The following is a 25428-nucleotide window of genomic DNA, read 5'->3' on the forward strand; positions in this document are numbered from 1 at the left end:
GCAACGACGACTTATGCCGATATCGGCACTAACGTGGCTGCCACGTCGATACGCTGCCTCAAGGAGTGAGCTGCATGTTGATCCGCCTGCAATGCGATCAGCGCCAATGGCGTGTGCTGCATCCTGACCGGCCGGAACCGATCATGTTCCGCGATGGCGCGCGGGCCTATGATTTCGCCGAAACCCTCGCCCGCCTTCACTTCGTCGATACCGGGCAGCGGGCCGCCGTGCGCGTGGAGGCCAGTGGCGCGTTCGTCGAGGCCGTCAGCTACGGTTGAGGGCGTGGGGCAGCCGAGCGCACGTCCGGCGGATTGAGGCCCGGCCGTTGAAGCGCAGCCGAGCCTGGATCCGGATTTCTGCCATGGCTGCGCATCCGCGCGGCCGGCCGATCAGCCTGCCGCGCTCAAGGGCGGGGTTGCTGCCGCCAGCTGCGGCCAGCGCTTGAGTACCGCCTCCCGGATGCCGGCCGCATCGATGCCGGCTTCCGCCAGCAGGTCTTCACGGCTGGCATGGTGCTGGTAGCTGTCGGGCAGGCCGAGGTGCAGGATCGGGCGCAGCACGCCTTCGGCGTTGAGCAGTTCAGCGACGCCGGAACCCGCGCCACCGGCCACGACATTGTCTTCGATCGTCACCAGGCCCTCGTGCTGGGCGGCGGTTGCCAGCACCAGTTCGCGGTCGAGCGGCTTGATGAAGCGCATGTTGACTACGCTCAGGCCCAGCTCCCGTCCGACCTCTTCGGCGGCGGCTACGGTGCTGCCGAAGGCGAGCAGGGCGACGCGGCTGCCCTGCAGGCGCAGCTCCCCCTTGCCGACAGGCAGGGTCGACAGGTCGGTGCCAGCGGCCACGCCGGTGCCGGTGCCCCGCGGGTAGCGCACGGCAGCCGGTCCTGGATACTCCAGGCCGGTACTGAGCATCTGCCGGCATTCGGCCTCATTGGACGGCGCCATCACCACCATGTTCGGCACGCAGCGCAGGTAGCTCAGGTCGAGATTGCCGGCATGCGTCGCACCGTCCGGGCCGACCACGCCTGCACGGTCGATCGCGAACAGCACGTCCAGGTTCTGGATCGCGACGTCGTGCACCAGCTGGTCGTACGCGCGCTGAAGGAAGGTGGAGTAGATCGCCACCACCGGTTTGCCGCCCTGGGTGGCCATGCCAGCGGCAAGCGTGACGGCGTGCTGCTCGGCAATCGCCACATCGAAGTAGCGCTGGGGGTATTCCTTGCTGAAGCGCACCAGGCCGGAGCCTTCGCGCATCGCTGGCGTAATCCCGAAGAGGCGAGGCTCGGCGGCGGCAGCGTCGCACAGCCAGTCGCTGAACACATCGGTGTAGGTCGGCTTCTTGGCGCCTGCCTTGGCCACCAGGCCCTTGTCCGGATCGAACGGGCCCACGGCGTGGTAGCCGATCTGATCGCCTTCGGCTGGCTGGTAACCCTTGCCCTTGGTGGTCATCACGTGCAGCAGCTTCGGGCCTTTGGACGCGCGCAGCGTTTTCAGCGTGGACAGCAGCGCCGGCATGTCGTGGCCATCGATCGGGCCGGTGTAATGGAAGCCCATTTCCTCGAACATCGTGGAGGGCACGAACATGCCCTTCCAGTGTTCTTCCCAGCGCTTCACGAAGCGCGCCGGGTTGTTCTTCTTGTCGCCGAGGATCTTCTTGCCGCCTTCGCGCAGCGCGTTGAGCGTGCGGCTGCCGGTGGCGCGGCCGAGCATCTTGGTCAGCCCGCCCACGGCCTCGGAGATCGACATGTTGTTGTCATTCAAGATGACCAGCAGGTTCGGCTCCGGCTCCATGCCGCCGGCATGCATCAGCGCCTCGAACGCCATGCCGGCCGTCATGGCGCCATCACCGATCACCGCCACGATCTTGCGGTCATCGCCTTCGGACTGGCGGGCAATGGCCATGCCGAGCGCGGCCGAGATCGAGGTCGAGGAGTGGCCGACGCCGAAGGTGTCGTACTCGCTTTCCTCGCGCTTCGGGAACGGCGCGACGCCGTCCTTCTGCTTGACGGTGTGGATCTCGTCGCGGCGGCCGGTCAGGATCTTGTGCGGGTAGGTCTGGTGACCGACGTCCCAGACCAGCTGGTCATGCGGGGTCTGGTACAGGTAGTGCAGGGCCACGGTGAGTTCGATCACGCCCAGGCCGGCGGCGAAGTGGCCGCCGCTCTTGCCCACCGACTCGATGAGATAGGCGCGCAGTTCGTCGGCGACCGCCCTCAGTTCGGATTCGTCGAACGTGCGCAGGTCATCCGGCGTCTGGATGTGCGCGAGGCGGGGATAGCGGGCAGAGTCGATCATCATGTTCGCACTTTTTCTGAACGCCCATTTTCGCCCTCAAACCGGGGTGGAGCAAGCAAACGCCGCCGCCCGTGACAGGACGGTGAGGGTTGCCGGTGCGGGTGTTCAGTCGCTCAGTTTCGACCGCTTCGGCAACTGGGCCTTCAGGAACGCCATCTGGTCGGCCAGGATGTTGCGGTTGGACAGGATCAGGTGCTCGATCCAGCTGGGCCGGTAGGGCACCGCCAGCAGCGGCATTCCGGCCTGCTGCGGGGTGCGGTCGCTCTTGCGCGAGTTGCAGTGGAAGCAGGCGGTGACCACGTTTTCCCAGCAATCCAGCCCACCCTTGGATAACGGCACGACATGGTCGCGGGTAAGGGTGGGCCGGCTGAACTGCTGGCCGCAGTACATGCACAGGTGGGCGTCGCGGGCGAACAGGGCCGGGTTGGTCAGGTTCGGTGTCGGGTCGATCGCGCGGGAGCGGGCGTGGCCGCGGGCGGCGATGATCGGGTGCAGGTCCAGCCCGCTCTGCAGGCCGCTGAAGCGGTTGGTACCGCCATGGATGTGCAGGCAGGGGTCGCCGAGCGTCCAGGCCACCGCCTCACGGGCATAGAGGCAGGCCGCATCCTGCCAGGTGATCCAGTCCAGTACGCGTCCGTGGGCATCAAGCGAGAGCAGCCGGACCGAACCGGGGCGATGCAGCGTCGTGGCGTTGGGCGATGCTTCGGCGCCCGGAGCAGAAAACGGAGCTCCGGCTTCGATCAGACCCAAGCGTGTAGTGTCTGTCTCCATCGGGAGAACAGCTTATACCTGAATGTTGACGATTTGTGTATCGCCTGAGGGCGATACACAAAACGCAAGATTCAGGTCCGCGCATTCCTCCTATCCCCCGCACCTGTCGGTGCGCCCCCCTTAACAAAGGGGGGCTTTTCCCCAGATGGATTTCGGTGGTTTTCATCCACGCGTGGATCTACGCAGATCGCGGGGAACTGTCAGAGGCGGGGCGGTGTGGGTTGGCAGGACCGTTGGCGCCATGGATGGCGCCATCGAGCCCCCATGGGTGAGGGCGCTTTGCTTGCGAAGCACTGCTTCGCAAGCGCCCGAACGCCCAGCCGCCAGCGGCTGGGCCGGACCGCGGAGCGGGGTTTACGGCGTGTCCTGCCAGCCCACACCGCCCCGCCATCCACCGGGATCCAGCTGTTGATATTGCGGTTGCCGGCCAGCGGCCGGCACTACCGCGGGTGCCGGGCGGCAGCCCGGCTCAGGCGCCGAAGCGTTCGTCGTCCATCGCCATCAGCGGGCCGGCACCGGCCTGGATCGCGGCGGCATGGGCCAGGGTGCGCGGCAGTACGCGCGCGAAGTAGAACCGCGCGGTCTCACGCTTGCTCTGGGCGAAGGCGGGACCGTGGGTGCTGGCATCGGCGGCGGCCACGCTGCGGGCCCACCAGTAGGCCAGTACCACGTAGCCCGAATAGAACAGGTAGTCGTAGCTGGCTGCGCCCAGTTCGTCGGGGTTGGTGGCCGCGCGCTGCAGCACCTCCATGGTCAGCGTGCCCCACTCGGCGGCCTTCGCGCGCAGCGGGCCGATGAACTCGGCCAGGGCCTCGTTGCCCTCCTGCTCCCTGGCGAAGGTTTCGATCTCGGCGAGCATCAGCTTCAGGCCGGCGCCCTGGCTGGACGCGGTTTTGCGGCCGATCAGGTCGAGCGCCTGGATGCCTGTGGTGCCTTCATACAGCGTGGTGATGCGGGCATCGCGGGCCAGCTGCTCCATGCCGTGCTCGCGGATGTAGCCGTGGCCACCAAAGCACTGCAGGGCGTTGTAGGTGTTCTCGATGCCCCATTCGGTCTGGCAGGCCTTGGAAATCGGAGTCAGGAAGCTCACCAGGGTATCGGCGCGCTCGCGCTCGGCGGCGTCCTCGGCATGGTGGGCGATGTCGATCAGGGTGGCGGCGTGCAGCGCCAGCAGGCGGCTGCCTTCGACCAGCGACTTCACCGTCAGCAGCATGCGGCGAACGTCCGGGTGGACCAGGATCGGGTCGGCCGCCTTGTCCGGGAACCTTGCACCGCTCAGCGCGCGCGACTGCAGGCGCTCACGGCTGTACTTCAGCGCGTTCTGGTAGGCGCGCTCGGACAGGCCGATGCCCTGCAGGCCGACGCCCAAGCGCGCGGTGTTCATCATGGTGAACATGGCCTGCAGGCCCTTGTGCGGCTGGCCGACCAGGTAGCCCTGCGCGCCGTCGAAATTCATCACGCAGGTGACCGAGCCCTTGATGCCCATCTTGTGCTCGATCGAGCCGCAGCGCAGTGCGTTGCGCTCGCCGACGTTGCCGTCGCGGTCGACCTTGAACTTGGGGGTGACGAACAGCGAGATGCCCTTGGCGCCCGGAGGGGCGTCGGGCAGCTTGGCCAGCACCAGGTGCACGATGTTGCCGGTCAGGTCGTGCTCGCCGGCAGTGATGAAGATCTTGGTACCGGTGATCGCATAGCTCCCATCGGCGTTCGGCGTGGCCCTGGTCTTGAGCAGGCCCAGGTCGGTGCCGCAGTGCGGCTCGGTCAGGCACATGGTGCCGGTCCATCGGCCTTCGATCAGCGGCTTGAGGAACGCCTCGTGCTGCCAGGCTTCGCCGTGCTGCTTCAGTGCCTCGATGGCACCGTGCGAGAGCAGCGGGAAATTGCCCCAGGCGAGGTTGGCGGCGTTGATCATTTCGTTCAGCGGCACGCCCAGGGTATGCGGCAGGCCCTGGCCGCCCAGTTCCGGCGATGCGGTCAGGCCGGTCCAGCCACCCTCGACGAACTGGTCATAGGCCTGCTTGAAGCCGGGCGGAGTGGTCACCTCCCCGGTGGCCTGGTCGAGCACGCAACCGATCTCATCGCCAACGCTGTTGAGTGGGGCAAGCACGGTCGCGCTGAAGCGGCCGGCCTCTTCCAGCACAGCATCGACCACGTCGACGGTGGCGTCGGTGAAGCCCAGGCGGGCGAACAGAGGCTCAACCTTGAGCACGTCGTGCAGGGCGAAACGGAGGTCGGAAAGCGGGGCGGTGTAGCTGCTCATCGGGTACGTCTCGATCAGGGGCAGGGGAGCTGCGGCGCATCGCAGCGGTGAGCGGAATCAGCGCAGCACGCCGGGCAGGCCGGGGGCCTGGTTGAGGGTGCTGCGGCTGCTGATGTCGAAGCTGCGCTGCTTCTTTTCCTGCGGCGTTGCCGCCACCGAGCCCTTCAACCCGTAGGCGAGGGTGCGGTTGCCGGCCAGGGCGTCAGCCACCACAAGGCGCGCGGCGGAGCTGGGCACAAGGTCGACGCTGACGACGTCGGCGGAGGTCCCGCCGATGGAAATGGCGGGTGCCGCCCGGAGCGTGCCTGCCTCGACGTCGCCGACAGTCAGCGCCAGCGATACATCATCGAACGTCATCGGCATCGAACTGTAGTTCTGCAGGCGCAGCGCCACGGTCCAGTTGCCATCGGCACGCACCGTCAGCTGCTGCAGGCTGGCCGCCGGCTCCGACACGCGCTTGACGATGCCATCGCCGCAGGCGGCAAGGGCGAGGGTGCACAGGATGATCAAGGCGGTACGGACACGGTGAAGCATGGGCGCAAGTCCTCTGGAGGGTGCGTTGGAGATAAGCATACTACGGCGTATGGTGGTTTGGATTGCCTGTGGCGATCCGCCGCAGAGGGTAGCGCGTGAAGACGATGGCCGGGCGTGTCACGCGCAGCCGTGGCCGGGCACTCTGCGCGTGTTCTGCTGCGGTTCAATCGGCTGGCGCGTCACGCAGGGGCGCCATCAGGCGCAGTGGGCCGAGGTCGTAGCCCATCGCCGCGGCCCTGGCCTTCAGTTGTTCGAAGCGGGCACGATCCATTTCCGGTACGCGCGACAGGATCCACAGGTACCTGCGCTCGGGTTCGCCGACCATCGCCCATTGATAGTCCGGGTCCAGCGCCAGCACCCAGTAATCGGCCCAGACCAGCGGCACCCAGCTCAGCCAGTCCGGAGCGAAGCGTACCTGCAGCTGGCCGGGATGGCCCGCCACCGGCCGCGCCACGCCCTCGGCGACCACGTGTTCGCCGTCGCCGTTGCGGCAGGCATTGGTGACACTGATGCGACCGTCGCGGCGCAGCCCGTAGTTGGCGGTGATCTCGCCGATGCACTGCTTCTGGAATGACACTGGCAGGTGCGCGATTTCGTGCCATTGGCCGGCATAGCGATCGATGTCCAGGGCGTCGACGGCGCGGACCGGCGCGGCGGCGATCACCGGAAACGCGACCGCCAGGAGACAGGCGAGCAGGGCAGGGCGTAGATGCATGGGCGGGCTCCAGGCAGGGAACCGCAGCGTAGGTGCCGTCGCGCAGGCACGTGTAAATGTTCCGTCAAGCCAGCCGACGACCGGCGCAGGAGCGCCGAGCCGACGCCCAGCGTGGCTCGGCGAGCGGGGCGAAGGGACGATCCGCAGAATGGTGGCCGAGGACGGAATCGAACCGCCGACACGGGGATTTTCAATCCCCTGCTCTACCAACTGAGCTACTCGGCCAGATTGCGTGGCGGCCGCGACCTGCGTGGCTGCCGGAAAAAAAAGACCTGCATTTCTGCAGGCCTTCGAAAGTGGTGGCCGAGGACGGAATCGAACCGCCGACACGGGGATTTTCAATCCCCTGCTCTACCAACTGAGCTACTCGGCCACTTGTTTCGTTGCAGCGTGGTGGCTGCCGAGGACGCGCATAATACGGAGGTCGGTGCTGTTCGGCAAGCGTTTTGGAAAAAAACCTTCACATTGCTGCCTGCATGCGCGCAAGTGCTTGATCCGCCGATTGCGAGCGCTGCCGGCGCCGGAACGCTGTGACTGGCGTGGTCGGCGCGTCTGCCCGGGCATCCACGGCAACGTCAGCCGTTCGCGGTTTTTTCCCGGCGCAGCAGCTCGCGCTTGCGCGCCACGCCCCAGGCGTAACCGGACAGGTCGCCGTCGCGGCGCACCACGCGGTGACAGGGCACCGCGACTGCCAGCGGGTTGCTTGCGCAGGCGCGCGCCACCGCACGGCTTGATCGGGGCGCGCCGATGCGCGCGGCGATATCGGCATAAGAGGTGGTCTGCCCACGCGGGATCTGCTGCAGCGCCTGCCACACCCGCTGCTGGAAGGCGGTGCCGCGGATGTCCAACGGCAGCGTGGCGCCACGGGCAGGATCCTCGACGAGGCCCACCACCTGGGCCACCAGTTGCTCATAACCGCTGTCGGCGCCGACCAGTTCGGCGTGGCGGAAACGCTGCTGCAGGGACTGCAGCAACGCCTCGGGATCGTCGCCGAGCAGGATCGCGACCACGCCGGTTGCACTGCTGGCCACCAGCACGCTGCCGAGTGAACTTTCGGCAAGCGCGAAGTGGATGACTTCGCCGCGACCACCGGCACGCCATTGCTTTGGAGTCATTCCCAGCAGCCGCGGTGCATTCTCGTAGAAACGACCGCTGGAGCCGAAACCCGCATCGTGGAAGGCGTCGGTAATGCGTTCCTGCTGCTGGAGCCCGGTGCGCAGCCGGTCCGCGCGCAGAGCGGCGGCATACTGCTTGGGCGTCAGCGCCATCGCCTGCTTGAACAGGCGGTGCAGCCGGGTCGGGCTGCAGCCGGCGATAGCAGCCAGTTCCTGCAGCGAGGGCTCGTCGAGACTGGCCTGCAGATGGCGGCAGACCCGTTCAACACGGGCATCGAGGGCGGTGGTGGCGGTACTGTCCATGGCCGGATTCTGGCACGTGCGGGTGCTGTGGAAACTCCGTTTCCTGCACCCGTGGCCGAGGCCCGGAAACGGAGTGTTGGCCGGTCGGTGGTGGCGCATCGTGATGGCCACTTCACGACCGGTAGCACGACCATGCGCCTGAACAACAAGATCGCTCTCATCACCGGTGCCAGTGCCGGCATTGGCCGCGCCAGCGCGCTGCGCTTCGCTGCCGAAGGGGCAAAACTGGTGCTCAACGCACGGCGCCCAGAGCCGCTGCAGGCGTTGGCCGCGCAGATCCGCTCCGCCGGTGGCGAGGTGGTGGTGCACGCTGCCGACGTCGCCGCCCCCGACACGGCCCAGCGGCTGGTGGATCTTGCCCAGCAGTCATTCGGTGGCCTGGACATCTCGCTCAACAACGCCGGCATGCTCGGCCCCGGCGCGCCGGCGGCGGAGTTCCCGGTGGAGGCCTGGCGCGAGGTGATGGCCACCAATCTCGATGCCGCCTTCCATGCCGCACGCGCCCAGTTGCCCGCATTGCTGGCACGCGGTGGCGGTTCGCTGGTGTTCGTCGGCACCTTCGTCGGCCACACGGTGGGGTTCCCGGGCATGGCCGCCTATGCGTCGAGCAAGGCCGCGCTGATCGGCCTGAGCCAGGTGATCGCCGCCGAGTACGGCGCGCAGGGTGTGCGCAGCAATGTGCTGCTGCCCGGCGGCACCGATACCGAGATGGGCCGGCAGGCGGCACCTACCGAAGATGCGCGTGATTTCGTGCGCTCGCTGCACGCACTCAAGCGCATGGCCGAGCCGGAGGAAATCGCCAACGCGGCCTTGTTCCTGGCCAGCGATGAAAGCAGCTTCATTACCGGTACCGCGATGCGCGTCGAGGGTGGGGTGTCGATCACCCGCACCTGAGTCCGGTCATCGGTGTGGCCGGTAGCGAATGCCGCTGCTGGCCATGAACCCCTTTTGATCGAAAGTGGCCCAGGCCTCGCCCCAGTCGAAGCGGGCGTGGCCTCCGGCCAGCTTTCGCCCCAGCATCGCGCCCAGCCTGCGCTTCATGAACGCGACTTCTGCGTTGATCGTGGCCTGGGTCGGCCAACCATCTTCCAGTGCCGCACCTGGGAGATCCACGCCCATCGTGACCACGTCGAGCTGTTGCCCGTGGAAGCACAGGCTCATACCGGCGGGGGCGCCGCCCAGGCTGAGCCGGTGCAGGCTCAGCCAGTGATAGCCGGTGCCGACATCGCGTTCGCCATGGACCCACGCGGCAAAGGCGATGCGCGCGTGATCCAGAGAGAGGGCGGGGCAGATCAACGCCGGCAGGCTGCCGAGCTGGATGCTGCCGTCTGCCGGATCGAGGGTAATCGGCAGCGTGCGAACGGCGTGCTGGGAAGAAGGGGACATTGCCGGCCGGCTGGGCAGGTTGCGTCGGATTCTGTAGGCCTGTAGGCCTGTGGGTCGCGGCGGCAAGCGCGACTGCACACGCTGTTCGCGTGGGCCTGACCTGCGGATCACCGTGCAGCCTCTAGCGTGAAGCCTTGGTCGGCCTTCGCCGGCACAGGAGATTTCGATGAGTGAGCGCGACAAAGACCAGGGCGATTCGAAGCAGGGCGTGCAGGAAAGCCGTCAGGACAGGGCCCAGGAGGAGGTGGCGAAGCAGCGGCCGGGCCAGCGCGATCAGCAGGTGCGTGATGCCCATTCGCGCGGCCCACGACGCAAGGATGGCGATCAGGAACCCGCCTGAGCGGCAACCGGCAAAAAGAAAAAACCCGCAGATCGTGAAGACCTGCGGGTTTCTTGAAGAGTGGTGGAGCCAAGGAGGATCGAACTCCTGACCTCGTCATTGCGAACGACGCGCTCTCCCAGCTGAGCTATGGCCCCACGGCAGGGCTCCAGTGTAGCGCTGCCCGCCGGGCTTGCCAAGCGCCGGGCAGGGACGGTGCAGGCGTGGATCCACCCACGGTCCCGGGTGGATTCAGCCCAGGGCCTGGCGCAGCAGGGCGCCCGCGCGCTGAACCGCGATTCCGGTGGACGTGGCCACTCCCTGCAGGTGAATGCAGGCGTGGATCATCCCCGGCAGCGCGTAGTGTTCGGCCTCGTCGCGCAGCGGGTCGTGCTCACAGCTGAGCACGGAGGCGGGCGCCAGCCCCTCCAGGTCGGTTGCGTGGGCCGGCGAAGCCAGTGCCGACGGCTCGGCCAGATCCCCCAGATAGGCCTGCCAGCAACGCTGCATCAGTTCGGCGCTCAGGTAGTAGCCAGCGGCGTAGTCGCGGTAGGAATCGCTGTCCATGCTGGCATCCAGCGCCGGATACAGCAGCAGCTGGTGGCACGGTTGCGGCAGGCCCAGTTCGCGCAGCAGCAGGCAGCAGGCGGCGGCAAGGTTGCCGCCGGCGCTGTCGCCACCGATCGCCAGCCGCTGTGGGTCCAGGCCGAGGCGCCCGGCGCTGGCCTGCAACCACTGCCAGGCGTCGGCAACGTCGTGCAGCGGCACCGGGAACGGATGTTCCGGCGCCAGACGGTAGCCGACGGCGGCAATCACGCAGCCACTGGCATTGGCCAGTGCACGGCAGGGGCCGTCATAGACCGCCAGCGAACACTGGAACCAACCACCGCCGTGCGCGAACAGCAGTGCCGGTGCCAGGCCATCGGGCAGCCCTCCCGGCGTGTAGAGGCGCACTTCCAATAAATGCCCGTCGCGTGCGATCACCGTATGCTCGATCACATGCGCAACCGACTGCGGTGCACCCTGCAGCAGTGGCAACGCACCTTCGCTGATCGCGCGCAGTTCGCGCAGATCGCCCGGCGGCGGATGGGCTGCGGCAGCGTCAACGAACTGCTGCAGTTCCGGTTCAAGCTGCATGGCGTGCCTCCCGCAGGAACGGCAGCAGCTGTGCCAGGAATGCCTGCGGGGCTTCTTCCATGATGAAATGGCCGCAGCCCGGCACGATGCTGCCGCGGACATCGTCGGCATGCGGCTGCAGGGTCAGCATCGGCGCATCGCCGGTGGCATGTTCCGCGCCGATCGCCAGCACCGGCATCGACAGGCGGCGTTGCGCGCGCTGCTTGTTCTGGCGGATCGTTTCCGGTATCGCGCGGTACCACGCGAAGCCAGCGCGCAATGCGCCTGGACGGCTGTAGGCGGCGATGTAGGTATCGGCGGCCACCGCATCGCGGCGGTAAGACCATCGGTCGAACATGAACTCGAGGTAGGCGCGCTCGCGGCCACTGATCAGTGCCTCGGGCAGATCGGCCACCTGGTTGAACATGAAGTGCCAGAGGAAGATGTTGTCGGCCGGCGCGGCAAAGATGCCCGGCTCCGGGGCCAGGCCGGGAATCACTGCCTCGGTGACGGCCAGCCGGCGCACCGCCTGCGGCTGGTCGCTGGCCAGTGCATAGGCGATCCACATGCCGATGTCATGCCCGACCACCTGGTAACGGTCGTGGCCCAGCGCCTGCATGGTCCGGTGCAGGACGGCAGCGGCGCTGCCGGTGTCGTAGCCGTGGGCGGGACGATCGGATTCGCCGATACCCGGGGGATCGACCGCGATCGCCTCGAAGCCGTCGTCGGCCAGGGCGTGCAGCACGTGGCGCCACGCATACCAGGTCTGTGGCCAGCCGGGAATCAGCAGCACTGGCTCGCCGTGGCCGGCGGACACGCAGTGCACGCGCTGGCCATCGATGCGCAGGTAGTGGTGGCGCAGGGCGGCGTCGCCGGCAGTGCCAGCGGGAAGGGAAGTCGTCATGGGGGAATGCTCCGTGGGGGCTCAGGCGATGCCGAGCATCTGCTGCATCTGTGAAGTGCTGATCGGCGCACCGGCGAAGTCGTCGAAGATCTTGTCGGTGACCGGAATGATGTGGTCGCGGATGAACGCGGCGCCTTCGCGCGCGCCGGCGTCCTGGTCCTTCAGGCAGCACTCCCATTCCAGTGTCGCCCAGCCCTGGTAGTCGTACTGCGCCAGCTTGGAGAAGATGGACTTGAAGTCGACCTGGCCATCGCCCAGCGAGCGGAAGCGGCCCGCACGTTCGGTCCAGTCGGCATAACCGCCATAGATGCCCTGGCGGCCGCTGGGGCGGAACTCCGCATCCTTGACATGGAACATGCGGATCAGCGGGTGGTAGATGTCCAGGTACTGCAGGTAGTCCAGCTGCTGCAGCACGAAGTGGCTGGGATCGAACAGGATGCGGCAGCGCTCGTGCTGGCCGACGCGCTCGTAGAAGCGCTCGAAGCTGGTGCCGTCATGCAGGTCTTCGCTGGGGTGGATCTCGTAGCAGAGATTGACGCCGTTGTCGTCGCAGGCATCGAGGATCGGCCGCCAGCGCCGGGCCAGCTCATCGAACGCCGCATCGATCAGGCCCGGCGGGCGCTGCGGAAACGGGAACAGGTACGGCCACGCGAACGAGCCGGAGAAGGTGCCCATGTCCTGCAGGCCCAGCCGTCGCGAGGCACGGGCGGCCAGGTGCAGCTGCTGCTGCGCCCATTCGCTGCGGGCCTTCGGATTGCCGCGCAGTGCTTCGGGCGCGAAGCCGTCGCAGAGTTCGTCGTAGGCCGGATGCACGGCGACCAGCTGGCCGAGGATGTGGGTGGTCAGCTCACTGACCTGCAGGCCATGACCGGCCAGGGTGCCGCGGATCTCGTCGCAGTAATCCTGGCTGTCGGCAGCGGTAGCCAGGTCGAACAGGCGTGCATCCCAGGCCGGGATCTGCAGCGCCTTGAAGCCGTGGCCAGCGGCCCATTCGGCGATACCGCCGAGTGAGTTGAACGGGGCCTGGTCGCCGGCGAACTGCGCCAGGTGCAGGCTGGGGCCCTTGAGGGTCTGCATGTACTGCTCCAATTATTTGTCGAGCGACAAAGAATAGGCGCGGCCCTCGCGATGGTCAACACCCGCGTTACACTGCGCGCCTCACTGGAGCAGGCAGGCAGATGGCAGGGCGACCGCGCGAATTCGACAGGGACCAGGCGTTGCGCAACGCCATGCTGCTGTTCTGGCAGCACGGATATGAAGGCACCTCGATGTCGGCACTGGTCGAAGCGCTGGGTATCGCCTCTGCACGCATCTACGCCGCGTTCGGCAGCAAGGAGCAGTTGTTCCGGGAAGCGATCGCGCTGTACGAAGCCGGCGAGGGTGGCTTCGCGCCGCGCGCGCTGGAGCGGGCCACGGTGCGCGAGGCGATCGGTTCCATGCTGCGCGAAGCGGTGCTGGCCTACACCCGGCGTGGGCGGCCGCACGGCTGCCTGGTGGTGTCCTCGGCCAGCAGCGTGTCGCCTGATGGCGAAGGCGTGCGCGACTGGCTGGCTGGCCATCGCCGGGAGCGCACGGCGGCGATCATCGCGCGCCTGCAGCAGGCCCAGTCAGAAGGGGAGCTGGCCGGCGATATGGCGGTGCAAGCGCTGGGGGATTACTTCGCGACGGTGCTGCACGGTATTTCGATACAGGCCCGTGATGGCATCAGCCGCGAGCGCCTGCTGGCGATGGTTGACGTGGCGCTGGGCCCGCTGAAAAAAGGGGACGGAGGGAATTAAGTCGCTTCTGGCATGCGTGGTGGACCGGCGCGCCTGCGGGGCGCGGAGGTCGGCCACTGTGCCGAATACGCCTTAATCCCCTCCGTCCCCTTTTGCGCAACGAAATCGTAACAATTTGGGGGATAATGGCCGCTTGCGCAGTTTCCCCCTTTCTTGCCGCCCGGCTCGCGCAGGCCGCACGGACGCCTCCCCAGAGCATTCCATGCCCTCCCATTCCGATTCCCGCCGCCTGTCGGGTATGTCGTCTTCCTTCGTTTCCTTCCGCCGCCACCCGCTGGCCCTGGCCTGTGCCGGCCTGGCGCTGGCCGGCAGCTTCGGCGCCGCGGCGCAGGACAGCGCGCCGACCCCGACCGGGCTGGGCACCATTACCGTGACCGCCGAACACCGTGAACAGAACCTGCAGGACGTGCCGGTTTCGGTCGGTGTGGTGCAGGGCGATCGCATGCGCGACTTCACCGCTGGCGGCGATGACACCCTGCTGGCGTTGTCCGGCCGCGTGCCGAGCCTGTATGCGGAGACCACCACCGGCCGCATCTTCCCGCGCTTCTACATTCGCGGCCTGGGCAACATCGATTTCTACCTGGGTGCCTCGCAACCGGTGTCGATCATCCAGGACGACGTGGTGCTCGAGCACGTGGTGCTGAAGTCCAACCCGGTCTATGACGTGGACCAGGTGGAAGTACTGCGTGGACCGCAGGGCTCGCTGTTCGGCCGCAACACTACCGCCGGCATCGTCAAGTTCGACACGCTGAAGCCGACCCAGGACTACACCGGCCGCGTCAGCGCCAGCTATGCCACCTACAACAGCGTGTCGATCGATGGCGGCTTCGGTGGCCCGATCAACGACATCGCCTCGTTCCGCGTGTCGGCGCTGTACCAGCACCGCGACGACTACGTCGACAACACGTACAGGGGCCCCAGTGCCGACGGCACGGCCAGCCCGAAGAAGAACGCCATGGGCGGCTTCGATGACCGCAATGTGCGCGCGCAGCTGCTGCTGGCCCCGAGCGAGCAGTTCTCGATCCTGGCCTCGGCCCACGCCCGTGACTACGAAGGCACTTCGACCCTGTTCCTGCGCGGTGCGCTGGCCAAGGGCTCGAACAAGACCGAGGTGCCGCGCGACCAGGTCGCCTACGACGAAGCCGACAGCAATCCGCAGGCCTACAAGACCTACGGCGGTTCGGTGAAGGCGCGTTACGACTTCGGAGCGATCGACTTCACCTCGATCACTGCCTACGAAACCACCTCCGGCTACAGCCGCGGCGACACCGATGGCGGTGCCGCGGTCAACTTCCCGGTCAACGGCGTGCCGAACGGCTACGGCCAGTCGATGGGCCGCATCCGCGACCTGGACCAGTGGACCCAGGAATTCCGCCTGGCCAGCCATGACGACAGTGCCCTGCAGTGGCAGGCCGGTGCGTTCTACTTCAACGGCAGCGACACCACCGACTTCTACCAGCGCGCGTGGTTCCTGCAGGGCGCGGCACGCAACCCGAACAACTGGGTGCGCCTGCGCAACAAGAACACCTCGTGGGCCGGTTTCGGCCAGCTGAGCTACGCCTTCACCGACAAGTTCACCGTCACGGCCGGCCTGCGCCAGACCCGGGACGAGAAGCACACCCGCCTGCTGAAGACGGCTGACACTGCCGCCGGCGTGGTCACCTACAAGGGTCGCACCGACGTCAGGATGTCCGACACCACCCCGAGCTGGGATCTGAGCGCGATGTACCAGATCACCCCGGACGTGAGCGTCTACGCCAAGGTCGCGCGTGGTTTCCGCGGCCCGACCATCCAGGGCCGTTCGGCGGTGTTCAATGCCGACTTCACCACCGCCGATTCCGAGACCATCCTGTCCTGGGAAGCGGGTGTGAAGAGCAGCCTGTGGGACAACCGCCTGCGCCTGAACGCCACCGCGTTCACCTATACCGTCAATGACATCCAGCTCAACGGCAACGATTCGGACGGCAATGGCGTGTTGTTCAACGCCGACAAGGCCAAGGCCTACGGTTTCGAAGCGGACATGGAGCTGCGCCCGATCCCGAACCTGACCCTGAGCGCCGGCGTCAGCCTCCTGCACAGCGAGATCAAGGACAAGCGCGTATACGCGCAGGTCTGCGGCCTCAACGGCCAGGTGGTGTGCACGGTGAATGACCCGACCATCAAGGTCGGTGCCAACACCTTCGCGCAGATCGACGGCAACCCGCTGCCGAATGCGCCGAAGTACAACGTCAACCTGGCCGCCCGCTACGACGTCCCGGTCAGCGATGCCGGCACCCTGTTCGTCTCCACCGACTGGAACAAGCAGGGTTACACCAGCTTCGTGCTGTACGACAGCAAGGAGTTCAATTCCAAGGGTGACTTCGAGGGCGGCCTGAAGATCGGCTACTCCGGCAACTACGGAGCCTATGAGGTGGCGTTGTTCGCGCGCAACATCACCAACGAGAAGAACCTCAAGGGCGTGATCGAGAACTACATGGCCGCGGTCTACAACGAACCGCGCACCGTGGGCGTTTCGCTGAACATGAACTGGTAAAGCACTGTCGTGGTGGCGGGTCTTCCGCCATCGCACTGCCGCAGCGAAAAGGGCGGCCCGGTGATCCGGGCCGCCCTTTCCATTGCCTCAGACAGCGGTGAGCTCGCTGTCCCGGGTGCGTTGCCCGAAGGTCCGGGCCCAGGTCGCGCTGTCCACCTGCTGGCGATCCTGCTCCTGCTGCCTGCGCGCACGGCTGGCGCCGAACCAGCGGCCTTCGCCATTGATCAACGGCGCCATGCGCACCACGTCCGGATACTCCGGATCGATCTCGCTGGCACGCTGCAGCCATGTCATGGCCAGGAATGCATTGGCCGGCACGCCGGTGCCGAAGTGGTAGATATCGGCCAGATAGCCGGCTGCCCACAGCTTGTCGTCGTCGTCACCGCGCCACCACAACGGAATCAGCGCGTGCTCGACCGCTTCGCGCTTGTGCGTGTCGTCGTGGCCCTCCAGTGCCAGGCAGGCCAGGTTGCGGCAGGCAGGGCTCCACACCCGTTCACCGGCCTCGGCTTCGTGCAGGCAGCGCAGGTAAAGTTCGCGCGCACGCGCTTCATTCCCGGTGCCGCCGGCGGCAACCAGGCGCACGGCCAGGTTGTAAGTGGCGATCAGGTCGCCGCCTTCCACCGCGCGTTCCTGCCAGTACAGGGCCTTCTCCGCATCGATGTAACCCGGCTGGTCGCGGCCGCCGAGCCGGCCCTTGTACAGGTCGGACAGCGCCGCCATTGCGCCTGCATCGCCGTTTCCGGCCATGTGCTGCAGCAGCGACAGCCCCGCACTCTCGGAGACATCGCAGAACAGGTTGGCGGCGAAGGTGACCGCCGATGTGTCCTGGTGGTGCGCCAGCGCCAATGCGCGACCCAGTAGTGGGCGTGCACGGGCCGGGTCGGCCGCCTGCCCAAGCAGGCCATGCTCGATGGCGGTGGCGGCCCAGAGCAGGCCGAGCGCCGAATCCCCTTCGCGCGCAGCGTAATCCACCACCTGCGCGAACAGTGCCTGGGCACCGTCGACATGGGCGAACCAGGCGCAGGCTTCGAGATTGCTGAAGCCATCGTGCAGGACCACGTCACGGTCCAGTGTCCAGGCCTGCTGCAGGTCTTCAAACACCGCCCGCATGTGGCCGGCGTCCCACTGCACCGCGTCGTCGATCTCCCCGAGGCGACCGAGGTGGTAGCGGAGCGCGGCACGCTGGGCCAGCACCTGCGCGCGCACGAAGCGCTCCAGGTGCCAGTCGAGGATCTGCGCATACGCGCGCTCGTGCATCGCCACTGCTTCGGCGTCGTCGCGGCGTGGCAGGTCCCACAGCCAGTCCTGTTCCTTGCACCAGCGCAGCGCGTTGCTGTGTGCCAGCTCCAGGCCGCTGCACCAGTGCCCTTCGATGAAGGCCGCCATCGCTTCGTGGCTGCCGCCCCAGCGGGGGTACAGGTAGTAGAGGGTGTCTTCCAGCGTGCCCAGGTCGTTGGGGCGCTGTTCCAGCACCCGCTTCATCCAGTAGGCCAACGGCGCATCGAAATCGTCCTGGCTGCGTTCGCGCAGCAAAGCGGGCAGCTCGGTGGGCAGGTGCCGCAGTGGCTCGCCGAAGCGCGACAACAACTGCAGGGCCTGCGGCCAGGCTTGGGGATAGTGCTGCGCGAGTGCCGCCTCATCGGACTCGGCCGGCCGTCCGGACTGCAGCGCGAGCAGCCACGTGGGCTCGCGCAGGTAGCTGGTGATGCGCTTGATGCCATCCAGAGCGAGTGCCGGGCGTCGCGACAGCGGGATCGCCTGCAGGTAGGCATGCACCGCATGATCACGTGCCTGCTGCGCGGCCAGCCATTGGCTGTCTTCGACCAGCGCCGCCACGTCGGCGCTGCGCAGGGCGCCAGCTGCGGATTCCCAGCAAGCGCCCAGATGCAGGTGCGCGTAGTAGCTGTGCGGCGCGGCGGTAACCCACTGTTGCGCCTGCTGCAGGCGCGCTTCAAGGCCGAGCGTCGCGTCATGCAGGTTGCGCAGGCGCCAACGGATGCCGGGCAGCAGGTTCCCGCCATCCAGCCAGGCTTGCTCGTGTGGTGCCAGCAATGCGTCCAGCGCTGTGTAGTCCCCGGCCAGCAGTGCGTTGCGTGCCTGTGCGCGCCAGGCCAGGTCGTCGGCGCAAAGGCCGTCCTTCATTCCATTCGTCATTTGATGCAATCCAGCAATAGCGGGGTCGTGTGTGGACAGGTCCATGCGCGCGCCGGCAAGCGCGGCAGGTGTTGATTCACTGCCGGGGTGACTGGACCCGCGCCGGTGCCCGTTGAGTCAGCGCTCAGGCAGCAGGGGGCGCAACCGCGGTTCCAGCTCGTGCTGGCGCCAGCCGGCCAGCGCGGCTGGCCATTGATGGCTCTCCAGATAGCTCTCCAGATGCTTGCGCGCGGCCAGCACGCCGTCTGGAAGCCCGAGCTCACGACCGCGTTCTGCCACGGCGTCCTGCATCCGCTTCAGGCGCTTCTTGGCACCGTCGGTGAGCTGGACTGCCTGGGGAGCTTCGGCCTCGTCGGCCAGCGGCGTCTCCAGTGCCTGCCACACGGCGGCAGCCAGCTTGCGCGGTGCCTTCGGGAACTGCTCGAACAACCGGCCCAGCGCAGCGGCGTCGATCGGTGGCGTACGCGCCAGCGTGGCGGCCAGTTCGTTGTCCAGGATCCAACTGCGTGGGCGGTCGCTGCTGCGGGCCTGCGCGTCGCGCCAGCGCAGCAGTCGCAACAGGCGTCGCTGTGCATCGGCATCCAGGAACTGGGCTGAGCGCATCGACAGGTGCGGCCAGCGATCCTCGTCATGGGCGACACTGTCCAGCATGCGTTCACCGTCGTCGTACAGCCACTGCTGCCGGCCTAGCGCCTTCAACTTCGCGTCGATTGCGTCATGCAGCGCGAACAGGTACTCGACGTCGTCGGCGGCATACTGCAGCTGGGACTCCGACAACGGTCGGCGCATCCAGTCCGAGCGGGTCTCGCCCTTGGACAGCGTGATGCCGGTGATTTCCGCCACCAGCTTCTGGTAGCCCATGCCACCGCCGATGCCGGCCAGCGAAGCACCGATCTGGGTGTCGAACAGCGGCCGCGGCAGTACACCGCAGGCCCATTTGAACGCAACCAGGTCTTCGCTGGCGCTGTGCATCACCTTGGTGATTGATTCATCGGCCAGCCAGGGGGCCAGCGCACCGGTCATGCCGGGGATCAACGGATCGATCAGCAGGATTTCCTGCCCGATTGCCATCTGTACCAGCGCCAACTGCGGCCAGAACGTGCGCTCGCGGATGAATTCGGTGTCCAGGCCGATACGGGTCGGACGCTGCTGGAAGTACGCATCCAGTTCGGCGGGGGTGGTGATCCAGGTTGGCACGGGTCAGGGCCTGCTACTCGGGTTTGCTCAGGCAGGGGAGAATAGCCTAACGTCGGTCCGCGACCGTGCCCAAGGAGCCCCTGCTTGCGTTTTCCATTGTCGTCCGTGCTCTGCGCCACCCTGGCCCTGGCCCTGGCCCTGGCCGGCTGCACGCCGTCGGCACCGGTGGCGGCGGACCGCGGCGCTGGCGCGGACGCGCGCCCCACCGGTGATATGGGAAGCGGCGAGCGGTCGCAGGCCTCGCAGGGCAGTGTGACCATTGCCGGTGAGGACGCCGCCGAGGCCGTGCAGCAATGGACACCGCCGACGGTGGACCGGCAGGGCCGCAGCCTGGCGCAGTTGCGCCGGGCGGCCGAGCAGGCGTTCGCACAAGGCCGGTTGTATGAAGATGGAGACGCTGCCATCCCGTTGTGGCTGGCGATACAGGAGGAAAGCCCGGATGATCGCCAGGCCCGGGCCGGCCTGCAGCGAGCGCGGCAGCGCCTGCAACAGCAGGCCGACGCATTGCTGGCCCGGCCACAGCGGCAGCGCGAAGCGCTGGCCGAGGCGGGCCGCCAGGCGCTGGTGCTGCTGACCCTGGCGCCGAAGGACAGCGAGGTGCGCGCGCTCCAGGGCAGGGTCGAGACCGCGCAGCGCGTGGTGGCCTACAACCGTGCCGGCGAAGAAGACCTGCGTTCGGACCGGATCGGCGAGGATGGTGACGGTGCCATCGGGAACTTCCGCGAGGCGCTGGCCCTGGATGAAGGCAATGACCGGGCACGACAGGGCCTGGCCGCGGCAGAGAGCGGCCTGATCCGCCGTGCCGAAGACGCGGCGCGCGTGCGTGATTTCGCCAGCGCCGGCACCTGGCTGGCGGAGGCCAGCAAGGTCCGTGATTCGTCGCCGACCATCGCCGATGCCTTCGAACGCATCGAGCAGATCCGGGCTGATGCGCTGCTGCAGCTGCGCGATGAAGGCCTGCGCGACCTTGCCGCGCCGCAGGGACTGAAGCCAGCGCGCGAGAAACTGGCCGAAGCCCTGCGCATCGCCCTGCCGGGGGATGCTGTGGTGGCGCAGTTGCGGGAGCGTATCGACCTGGCCACCCATTACGGCAGCTTCCGTCCGGGGCAGGTATTCAGCGATGCGATGAAGGATGGCGGCCGGGGGCCGCAGATGGTGGTGGTCCCACATGGCGGCTTCCAGATGGGAGCCGGTGACAACGAGCCTGGCGCCGCTGATTCGGAGCGCCCGTCGCACTACGTGCGCTTCGAGCGGGGCTTTGCCATGGCGGCCACGGAGATCACGGTCAGCGATTTCGAGCGTTACGTGAAGGCGACCAATGCACGGCCGCGCGCGACCCGGCGCGGCCATTCGGTGGTCTACGATGAGCGTAGCGGCAACTTCATCCGCCGCAGCGGTGTCGATTGGCGTTCGGACTACGATGGTGGCCGCGCCCTGGGTAATTCACCGGTGATGCACGTGAGCATCCGCGACGCCGAACACTATGCGGCGTGGTTGTCCGAGCAGACCGGGCACAGCTACCGGTTGCCCAGCGAGGCCGAGTTCGAGTACGCGCTGCGCGCGGGCAACAGCGGGCGCTACCCATGGGGCGATGCCGGTACGCCGCCGCCGGGAAGTGGCAATTTCACCGGCAGCAAGGATGCATCGCCGTCCGGGCGGCACTGGCACAACGCCTTCATCGGCTATGGCGACGGCTGGTGGGGGCCGGCACCGGTAGCGAGTTTCCAGGCCAATGCGTTCGGGTTGCACGACATGGCCGGCAACCTCAGCGAATGGGTGGCCGACTGCTGGCATGCCAGCTACCGACGGGCACCGTCCGATGGCGTGGCCTGGTTCAACCCGGGTTGCCGCGCGCGGGTGATCCGGGGCGGCAACTGGGCCAACTCGCCCGAGCAGACCCGCGCGGCATGGCGGCAGTCACAGGATTCGGACACCACCAGCGCGCGTATCGGCTTCCGCCTGGTGCGCGGCATCTGATCGGTGGCCGGCTTCACCCGCTGCTGGCACCGGCGCACTAAGATTGCGCCGTGCCCGCCGACCGGCGGGGCCTGCTGGAAGCCCACCGATGCGCAACGATCCCTTCTCCCGTCCGTCATCAGGTCCGCAACGGCGCGGGCTGTTCGGCAACATCCGCTGGTGGGTGCTGCTGCTGGCCGCGGGCTACGCCGCGTTCTATTGGTTTTCCAACCGCACGATCGATCCCTACACCGGCGAGAAGGTGATGATCGACAGCAGCCTGGATGCGCGCCAGGAGACCGCGCTGGGACTGCAGGCGTACCAGCAGATCCTGTCGCAGGAACGGCCCATGGATCCGAACGCACCGATCGCGCGCGATGTGCGCGGCATCGCCCAGCGACTGATCGCCAAGGTGGACGTTGTGGAGACCGCGTTGGCGCAGGAACATGGCGTGCAGCCTGCGCACTTTGCACGCGATTTCCAGTGGGAGGTGAACGTGATTCCGTCCGAGCAGGCGAATGCGTTCTGCCTGCCGGGCGGCAAGATGGCGGTCTATACCGGGCTGGTGCCGGTGGCGCGGACCCGTGATGCGATGGCCGTGGTGATGGGCCACGAGATTGCCCACGCGCTGTTGCGCCATGGTGCACAGCGCATGGCCCAGCAGAAGTTGACGCAGATCGGGCAGATGGCCGGCGCGGCCAGCGGCATGGATGCGCAGCAGCAACAGATGATGATGTCGGCGATGGGGTACGGCTACCTGTTGCCCTACGCGCGCAGCCACGAGACCCAGGCGGATGAAGTGGGCCTGATGCTGGCGGCGGCGGCCTGTTTCGATCCGCGCGAGGCGGTGCCGCTGTGGCAGCGCATGGGCCAGGCCAGCGGTGGCCAGGCCCCGCCGGAGTTCGCCTCCACCCACCCGAACCCGGGCACCCGCATCCAGAACCTGCAGGCGCTGATGCCGAAGGCACTCGAGTACCGCCAGACCTTCTGCGAGCAGGCAAAGTAGGGGAGGCGTCAGGGCTTGCAGCCCTGCACCTGCGGTAGGTAGTGCCGGCCGCTGGCCGGCAACCTCAACAGCAACAGCAGAAGCGGGTTTCCTGAGGGATGGCGGGGTGGGTCCGGCGGCGGGAGACGCCGTAAACCCCGCTCCGCGGTCCGGCCCAGCCGCTGGCGGCTGTGCGTTCGGGCGCTTGCGAAGCAGTGCTTCGCAAGCAAAGCGCCCTCACCCATGGGGGCTTGGCCGCGGCATCCATGCCGCGGACACTCCCGCCACCGGACCCACCCCGCCTTCGACAGATTCTCGCGATCTGTCGGAATGGCGTGGGGTCAGATCCGTTTTCCGAAGGAGAACGGATCTGACCCCGAATTGCTTCGATATCTGACAGAGATTCATCCACGCATGGCGTGGATCCACCGACCGTCACCGGGAAACTGTCGAGGGTGGGGCGGTGTGGCTGTGCAGGACCGTTGGCGCCATGGATGGCGCCATCGAGCCCCCAGGGATGGGTTTACGGCGTGTCCTGCACAGCCACACCGCCCCGCCATCCCGCGGGATGCCAGCTTTGGCTGTTGCTTCGGCTGTTGCTTGAACGCTTCGGCAGGTGCAGGGTGCAGCCCTGCCGAACAACCCTTTACTTGACCTGCACGTCGATCACGCCGTCGCCAACGCGGGCCTGCAGTGCGTCGCCGGACTGCACCTGCCCGACCTGGCGCACCAGCGTGCCGTCGTCACTGCGGGTCAGGATGCTGTAGCCGCGGGCCACCGTCGCCAGCGGGCTGACCGCTTCCAGCGAGCGCGCCAGCCCGCGCAGGCGCAGTGCATCGCGTTCCAGCAGGCGCAGCATCGCGGACTGGGGGCGGCCGCGCAGGGCGGCCAGGCGGCGCTGCATCGCGTCGAGCCGGCGCTGTGGGTGGTGCCCACGCAGCACCGCTGCCGCATGGCGCAGGCGCGCGGCACGGCGCTCCTGCTGCTGGTTGAACGCGCCGTGCAGGCGCCGGCCCAGATCCACTTGGCGGCGGCGCAGCAGGTCCAGGCGTGCCTGGGGGCTCCGTGCATTCAGGCGCAGCAGGGCACGATCCACGCGCTGCATGGCCTGTTGCATCGTGTGCCGTTGCAGCTGCACCATGCGCGCGGCCGTGCGGCGCAGGCGAAGCATCAACTCGCGCTGGTCCGGCACCAGCAGTTCGGCGGCTACCGAGGGTGTCGGTGCGCGCAGATCGGCAGCGAAATCGCTCAGGCTGAAGTCGGTTTCGTGGCCCACCGCAGAGACCACCGGCGTGCGGCTGGCCGCGATCGCGCGGGCCAGTGCCTCGTCGTTGAACGCCCACAGGTCCTCCAGTGAACCGCCACCGCGGGTCAGCAGGATCACGTCGTAGCGGCCGCTGGCATCGGCGGCCTGCAGCAGCCGGGTGATCTGCGCGGCGGCGCTGGTGCCCTGGACCAGGGCCGGCAGCAGATCCACCTCCAGCAGCGGGAAGCGGCGGCCGAGTACGCTCAGCACGTCGCGCACGGCGGCACCGGTGGGCGAGGTGATCACGGCCAGGCGCTGCACGTGCGCCGGCATCGCCCGCTTGCGGGCGGGGTCGAACAGGCCCTCGGCCTCCAGGCGTGCCTTCAGCTCCTCGAATGCGCGGCGCAGCGCGCCTTCGCCGGCCTCCTCCATGTGGTCCAGCACCATCTGGTACTCGCCACGGGCGTCGTACAGGGTCACCTTGCCGCGCACCAGCACGCGCATGCCTTCGCGCGGCACGAACTTCAGGTACTGCGCCTTCATCCGGAACATGGCCGCACGCAGCTGTGCGCGCGCATCCTTCAGGGTGAAGTAGAGGTGCCCGGAACCGGGGCGGGCCACGCTGCCCAGCTCGGCCTCGACCCAGATCGCCGGGAAACTGCCTTCCAGCAGGTCGCGGGCGAGGGCATTGAGCTGGCCGGGGGTAAAGATGGTGTCGCTGCGTGGCTGCATGGAAACGGCGTGGGGCAGGTGGAACGGAGGCTCAGGATCGCACGTCAGCGTGCATCGTGCTGGCGCCGCGCCCACTGGACGTGCTCGCGAACCAGTGGCGAGGGATCGCCGGCGCGGCTGTCCAGTGCGGCCAGGGTCTCCACTGTGGTCGGTGCATTGCCCAGCGCCACGGCAATGTTGCGCAACCAGCGCTCGTGGCCGCTGCGGCGGATCGGGCTGCCCTCGGTACGGTGCAGGAACTCCGCCTCGTCCCAGGCGAACAGCTGGTCCAGGCGGGCAGTGTCGAGGTTGTTGCGCGCGCGGAAATCGGCCTCGTCGGTGCGCCGGGCGAATTTGTTCCAGGGACAGACCAGCTGGCAGTCGTCGCAACCGTAGATGCGGTTGCCCATCAGCGGCCGCATGTCTTCGGGTATGGCGCCGTCGTGCTCGATGGTCAGGTAGGAAATGCAGCGGCGCGCGTCCAGCCGATGCGGGCCGGTGATCGCGCGGGTGGGGCAGACGTCGATGCAGCGGGTGCAGGTGCCGCAATGCGCGCTGGCGGGATGATCGATCGGCAGCGGCAGGTCGATGTAGATCTCGCCGAGGAAGAACCATGAACCGCCGTGGCGGTCGATCAGGCAGGTGTGCTTGCCGATCCAGCCAAGTCCGGCATTGCGTGCCAGCGCGCGTTCCAGCACCGGCGCCGAATCGACGAACACGCGGTAACCCAGCGGTGCCACTTCGTCATTGATCTGCGTGGCCAGCTTCTGCAGGCGATTGCGCATCAGCTTGTGGTAGTCGCGGCCAAGCGCATAGCGGGCGACATAGGCACGGCCCGGATCGGCCAGGGTTGCCCAGGCTTCGGTGTCATCCTTGTGGCTGTAATCCATGCCCACCGAAATCACCCGTACGGTGCCGGGCAGCAGTTCGGCCGGGCGCGCGCGCAGGGTGCCATGGCGCGCCATCCAGTCCATCGTGCCGTACAGGCCCTGGCCCAGCCAGTCGGCCAGGTGGGCCTCATCCTCGCCCAGTTCGATGCCGGCGATGCCGCAGCGCTGGAAGCCGTGGGCCCGCGCCAGGTCGCGGATGCGCTGCACGGCCTGGGCCGGATCGACAGGGGTGGGGGCAGGGGACATGTGCACCAG

At 67.6% G+C, this 25428-nt stretch carries 21 protein-coding genes and 3 tRNA genes; 7 read left to right on the forward strand and 17 right to left on the reverse strand.

Annotated features, from left to right (window positions below):
* The first annotated feature begins 74 nt into the window (after window positions 1-74).
* Window positions 75-278: a hypothetical protein gene (locus A9K58_RS00550; protein ID WP_065197474.1), complete on the forward strand. Its 204-nt coding sequence runs from the start codon at window positions 75-77 to the stop codon at window positions 276-278.
* 111 nt (window positions 279-389) lie between these two features.
* Here the strand turns inward: A9K58_RS00550 and dxs are convergent, their stop codons facing one another.
* The 8 genes from dxs to A9K58_RS00590 all read right to left on the reverse strand — a co-directional run bounded on the left by dxs (window position 390) and on the right by A9K58_RS00590 (window position 7995).
* Complete coding sequence (dxs, locus tag A9K58_RS00555) at window positions 390-2297, reverse strand: 1-deoxy-D-xylulose-5-phosphate synthase (protein ID WP_065197793.1); 1908 nt, start codon at window positions 2295-2297, stop codon at window positions 390-392.
* A gap of 105 nt (window positions 2298-2402) precedes the next feature.
* Window positions 2403-3068, reverse strand: coding sequence for an HNH endonuclease (locus A9K58_RS00560; RefSeq protein WP_065197475.1), 666 nt, complete (start codon window positions 3066-3068; stop codon window positions 2403-2405).
* A gap of 469 nt (window positions 3069-3537) precedes the next feature.
* A complete protein-coding gene (locus tag A9K58_RS00565) occupies window positions 3538-5328 on the reverse strand; it encodes an acyl-CoA dehydrogenase C-terminal domain-containing protein (protein WP_065197476.1) in 1791 nt (596 codons plus the stop codon).
* Between the two features lie 57 nt (window positions 5329-5385).
* Complete coding sequence (locus A9K58_RS00570; RefSeq protein WP_065197477.1) at window positions 5386-5862, reverse strand: LEA/WHy family protein; 477 nt, start codon at window positions 5860-5862, stop codon at window positions 5386-5388.
* Window positions 5863-6025: 163 nt separating this feature from the next.
* The gene (locus tag A9K58_RS00575; RefSeq protein ID WP_065197478.1) at window positions 6026-6577 is read right to left on the reverse strand and encodes a lipocalin family protein; all 552 of its coding nucleotides are present in this window, start codon (window positions 6575-6577) and stop codon (window positions 6026-6028) included.
* Between the two features lie 149 nt (window positions 6578-6726).
* A tRNA-Phe gene (locus A9K58_RS00580) sits at window positions 6727-6802 on the reverse strand.
* 72 nt (window positions 6803-6874) lie between these two features.
* Window positions 6875-6950, reverse strand: a tRNA-Phe gene (locus A9K58_RS00585).
* Window positions 6951-7152: 202 nt separating this feature from the next.
* Window positions 7153-7995, reverse strand: a complete 843-nt coding sequence (locus tag A9K58_RS00590) for a bifunctional transcriptional activator/DNA repair enzyme AdaA (protein ID WP_065197479.1) — start codon at window positions 7993-7995, stop codon at window positions 7153-7155.
* A 132-nt stretch (window positions 7996-8127) separates the two neighbouring features.
* On the opposite strand from A9K58_RS00590, the gene A9K58_RS00595 reads away from it, so the two are divergent.
* On the forward strand, window positions 8128-8889 hold the full coding sequence (locus A9K58_RS00595; RefSeq protein WP_065197794.1) for an SDR family oxidoreductase: 762 nt from the start codon (window positions 8128-8130) through the stop codon (window positions 8887-8889).
* Between the two features lie 6 nt (window positions 8890-8895).
* On the opposite strand, the gene A9K58_RS00600 is transcribed toward A9K58_RS00595, so the two are convergent.
* On the reverse strand, window positions 8896-9381 hold the full coding sequence (locus A9K58_RS00600) for a hypothetical protein (RefSeq protein WP_065197480.1): 486 nt from the start codon (window positions 9379-9381) through the stop codon (window positions 8896-8898).
* A gap of 166 nt (window positions 9382-9547) precedes the next feature.
* Between A9K58_RS00600 and A9K58_RS19640 the strand changes: the two genes are divergently transcribed.
* Window positions 9548-9721 (forward strand): hypothetical protein, encoded by a 174-nt coding sequence (locus tag A9K58_RS19640; protein WP_196769138.1) that lies wholly within the window; start codon window positions 9548-9550, stop codon window positions 9719-9721.
* A 61-nt stretch (window positions 9722-9782) separates the two neighbouring features.
* Here the strand turns inward: A9K58_RS19640 and A9K58_RS00605 are convergent.
* From A9K58_RS00605 to A9K58_RS00620, 4 genes are all read right to left on the reverse strand, one after another.
* Window positions 9783-9858, reverse strand: a tRNA-Ala gene (locus tag A9K58_RS00605).
* A 94-nt stretch (window positions 9859-9952) separates the two neighbouring features.
* Window positions 9953-10837 (reverse strand): alpha/beta hydrolase, encoded by an 885-nt coding sequence (locus tag A9K58_RS00610; protein WP_065197481.1) that lies wholly within the window; start codon window positions 10835-10837, stop codon window positions 9953-9955.
* On the reverse strand, window positions 10827-11720 hold the full coding sequence (locus tag A9K58_RS00615) for an alpha/beta fold hydrolase (protein WP_065197482.1): 894 nt from the start codon (window positions 11718-11720) through the stop codon (window positions 10827-10829). Before A9K58_RS00615 ends, A9K58_RS00610 begins: the two co-directional genes overlap by 11 nt.
* Window positions 11721-11741: 21 nt before the next feature.
* Window positions 11742-12797 carry a sugar phosphate isomerase/epimerase family protein gene (locus A9K58_RS00620; protein WP_065197483.1) on the reverse strand — a complete coding sequence of 352 codons (1056 nt, stop codon included), beginning with the start codon at window positions 12795-12797 and terminating at the stop codon, window positions 11742-11744.
* Window positions 12798-12898: 101 nt separating this feature from the next.
* On the opposite strand from A9K58_RS00620, the gene A9K58_RS00625 reads away from it, so the two are divergent.
* Both A9K58_RS00625 and A9K58_RS00630 read left to right on the forward strand, forming a co-directional pair.
* On the forward strand, window positions 12899-13498 hold the full coding sequence (locus tag A9K58_RS00625) for a TetR/AcrR family transcriptional regulator (protein ID WP_065197484.1): 600 nt from the start codon (window positions 12899-12901) through the stop codon (window positions 13496-13498).
* Between the two features lie 202 nt (window positions 13499-13700).
* Window positions 13701-16031, forward strand: a complete 2331-nt coding sequence (locus tag A9K58_RS00630) for a TonB-dependent receptor (protein WP_065197485.1) — start codon at window positions 13701-13703, stop codon at window positions 16029-16031.
* An 87-nt stretch (window positions 16032-16118) separates the two neighbouring features.
* Here the strand turns inward: A9K58_RS00630 and A9K58_RS00635 are convergent, their stop codons facing one another.
* Window positions 16119-18176: a DUF4034 domain-containing protein gene (locus tag A9K58_RS00635; protein WP_231109230.1), complete on the reverse strand. Its 2058-nt coding sequence runs from the start codon at window positions 18174-18176 to the stop codon at window positions 16119-16121.
* Between the two features lie 129 nt (window positions 18177-18305).
* On the reverse strand, window positions 18306-19385 hold the full coding sequence (rnd, locus tag A9K58_RS00640; RefSeq protein WP_065197487.1) for a ribonuclease D: 1080 nt from the start codon (window positions 19383-19385) through the stop codon (window positions 18306-18308).
* An 84-nt stretch (window positions 19386-19469) separates the two neighbouring features.
* Here rnd and A9K58_RS00645 point away from each other — a divergent pair, with 84 nt between their 5' ends.
* Together A9K58_RS00645 and A9K58_RS00650 are read left to right on the forward strand one after the other, a co-directional pair.
* Window positions 19470-21362, forward strand: coding sequence for a formylglycine-generating enzyme family protein (locus tag A9K58_RS00645; protein WP_065197488.1), 1893 nt, complete (start codon window positions 19470-19472; stop codon window positions 21360-21362).
* Between the two features lie 88 nt (window positions 21363-21450).
* Entirely contained in the window at window positions 21451-22347 is an 897-nt protein-coding gene (locus tag A9K58_RS00650; RefSeq protein ID WP_065197489.1) for a M48 family metallopeptidase, read from the forward strand.
* A gap of 625 nt (window positions 22348-22972) precedes the next feature.
* On the opposite strand, the gene xseA is transcribed toward A9K58_RS00650, so the two are convergent.
* Window positions 22973-24304, reverse strand: a complete 1332-nt coding sequence (gene xseA, locus A9K58_RS00655; protein WP_065197490.1) for an exodeoxyribonuclease VII large subunit — start codon at window positions 24302-24304, stop codon at window positions 22973-22975.
* Window positions 24305-24348: 44 nt separating this feature from the next.
* Window positions 24349-25419, reverse strand: coding sequence for a tRNA epoxyqueuosine(34) reductase QueG (gene queG, locus A9K58_RS00660; protein ID WP_065197491.1), 1071 nt, complete (start codon window positions 25417-25419; stop codon window positions 24349-24351).
* Window positions 25420-25428 lie beyond the last annotated feature (9 nt).

Source organism: Stenotrophomonas maltophilia, assembly GCF_001676385.1.
GTDB classification, from domain to species: Bacteria; Pseudomonadota; Gammaproteobacteria; order Xanthomonadales; family Xanthomonadaceae; genus Stenotrophomonas; species Stenotrophomonas maltophilia_J.

What these genes read in the sequence shown, in the direction of transcription:
- A9K58_RS00550 (WP_065197474.1), top strand. Translation starts at nt 75, where the DNA reads ATGTTGATCCGCCTGCAATGCGATCAGCGCCAATGGCGTGTGCTGCAT.
- dxs (WP_065197793.1), bottom strand. Translation starts at nt 2,297, where the DNA reads ATGATCGACTCTGCCCGCTATCCCCGCCTCGCGCACATCCAGACGCCG.
- A9K58_RS00560 (WP_065197475.1), bottom strand. Translation starts at nt 3,068, where the DNA reads ATGGAGACAGACACTACACGCTTGGGTCTGATCGAAGCCGGAGCTCCG.
- A9K58_RS00565 (WP_065197476.1), bottom strand. Translation starts at nt 5,328, where the DNA reads ATGAGCAGCTACACCGCCCCGCTTTCCGACCTCCGTTTCGCCCTGCAC.
- A9K58_RS00570 (WP_065197477.1), bottom strand. Translation starts at nt 5,862, where the DNA reads ATGCTTCACCGTGTCCGTACCGCCTTGATCATCCTGTGCACCCTCGCC.
- A9K58_RS00575 (WP_065197478.1), bottom strand. Translation starts at nt 6,577, where the DNA reads ATGCATCTACGCCCTGCCCTGCTCGCCTGTCTCCTGGCGGTCGCGTTT.
- A9K58_RS00590 (WP_065197479.1), bottom strand. Translation starts at nt 7,995, where the DNA reads ATGGACAGTACCGCCACCACCGCCCTCGATGCCCGTGTTGAACGGGTC.
- A9K58_RS00595 (WP_065197794.1), top strand. Translation starts at nt 8,128, where the DNA reads ATGCGCCTGAACAACAAGATCGCTCTCATCACCGGTGCCAGTGCCGGC.
- A9K58_RS00600 (WP_065197480.1), bottom strand. Translation starts at nt 9,381, where the DNA reads ATGTCCCCTTCTTCCCAGCACGCCGTTCGCACGCTGCCGATTACCCTC.
- A9K58_RS19640 (WP_196769138.1), top strand. Translation starts at nt 9,548, where the DNA reads ATGAGTGAGCGCGACAAAGACCAGGGCGATTCGAAGCAGGGCGTGCAG.
- A9K58_RS00610 (WP_065197481.1), bottom strand. Translation starts at nt 10,837, where the DNA reads ATGCAGCTTGAACCGGAACTGCAGCAGTTCGTTGACGCTGCCGCAGCC.
- A9K58_RS00615 (WP_065197482.1), bottom strand. Translation starts at nt 11,720, where the DNA reads ATGACGACTTCCCTTCCCGCTGGCACTGCCGGCGACGCCGCCCTGCGC.
- A9K58_RS00620 (WP_065197483.1), bottom strand. Translation starts at nt 12,797, where the DNA reads ATGCAGACCCTCAAGGGCCCCAGCCTGCACCTGGCGCAGTTCGCCGGC.
- A9K58_RS00625 (WP_065197484.1), top strand. Translation starts at nt 12,899, where the DNA reads ATGGCAGGGCGACCGCGCGAATTCGACAGGGACCAGGCGTTGCGCAAC.
- A9K58_RS00630 (WP_065197485.1), top strand. Translation starts at nt 13,701, where the DNA reads ATGCCCTCCCATTCCGATTCCCGCCGCCTGTCGGGTATGTCGTCTTCC.
- A9K58_RS00635 (WP_231109230.1), bottom strand. Translation starts at nt 18,176, where the DNA reads ATGAAGGACGGCCTTTGCGCCGACGACCTGGCCTGGCGCGCACAGGCA.
- A9K58_RS00650 (WP_065197489.1), top strand. Translation starts at nt 21,451, where the DNA reads ATGCGCAACGATCCCTTCTCCCGTCCGTCATCAGGTCCGCAACGGCGC.
- xseA (WP_065197490.1), bottom strand. Translation starts at nt 24,304, where the DNA reads ATGCAGCCACGCAGCGACACCATCTTTACCCCCGGCCAGCTCAATGCC.
- queG (WP_065197491.1), bottom strand. Translation starts at nt 25,419, where the DNA reads ATGTCCCCTGCCCCCACCCCTGTCGATCCGGCCCAGGCCGTGCAGCGC.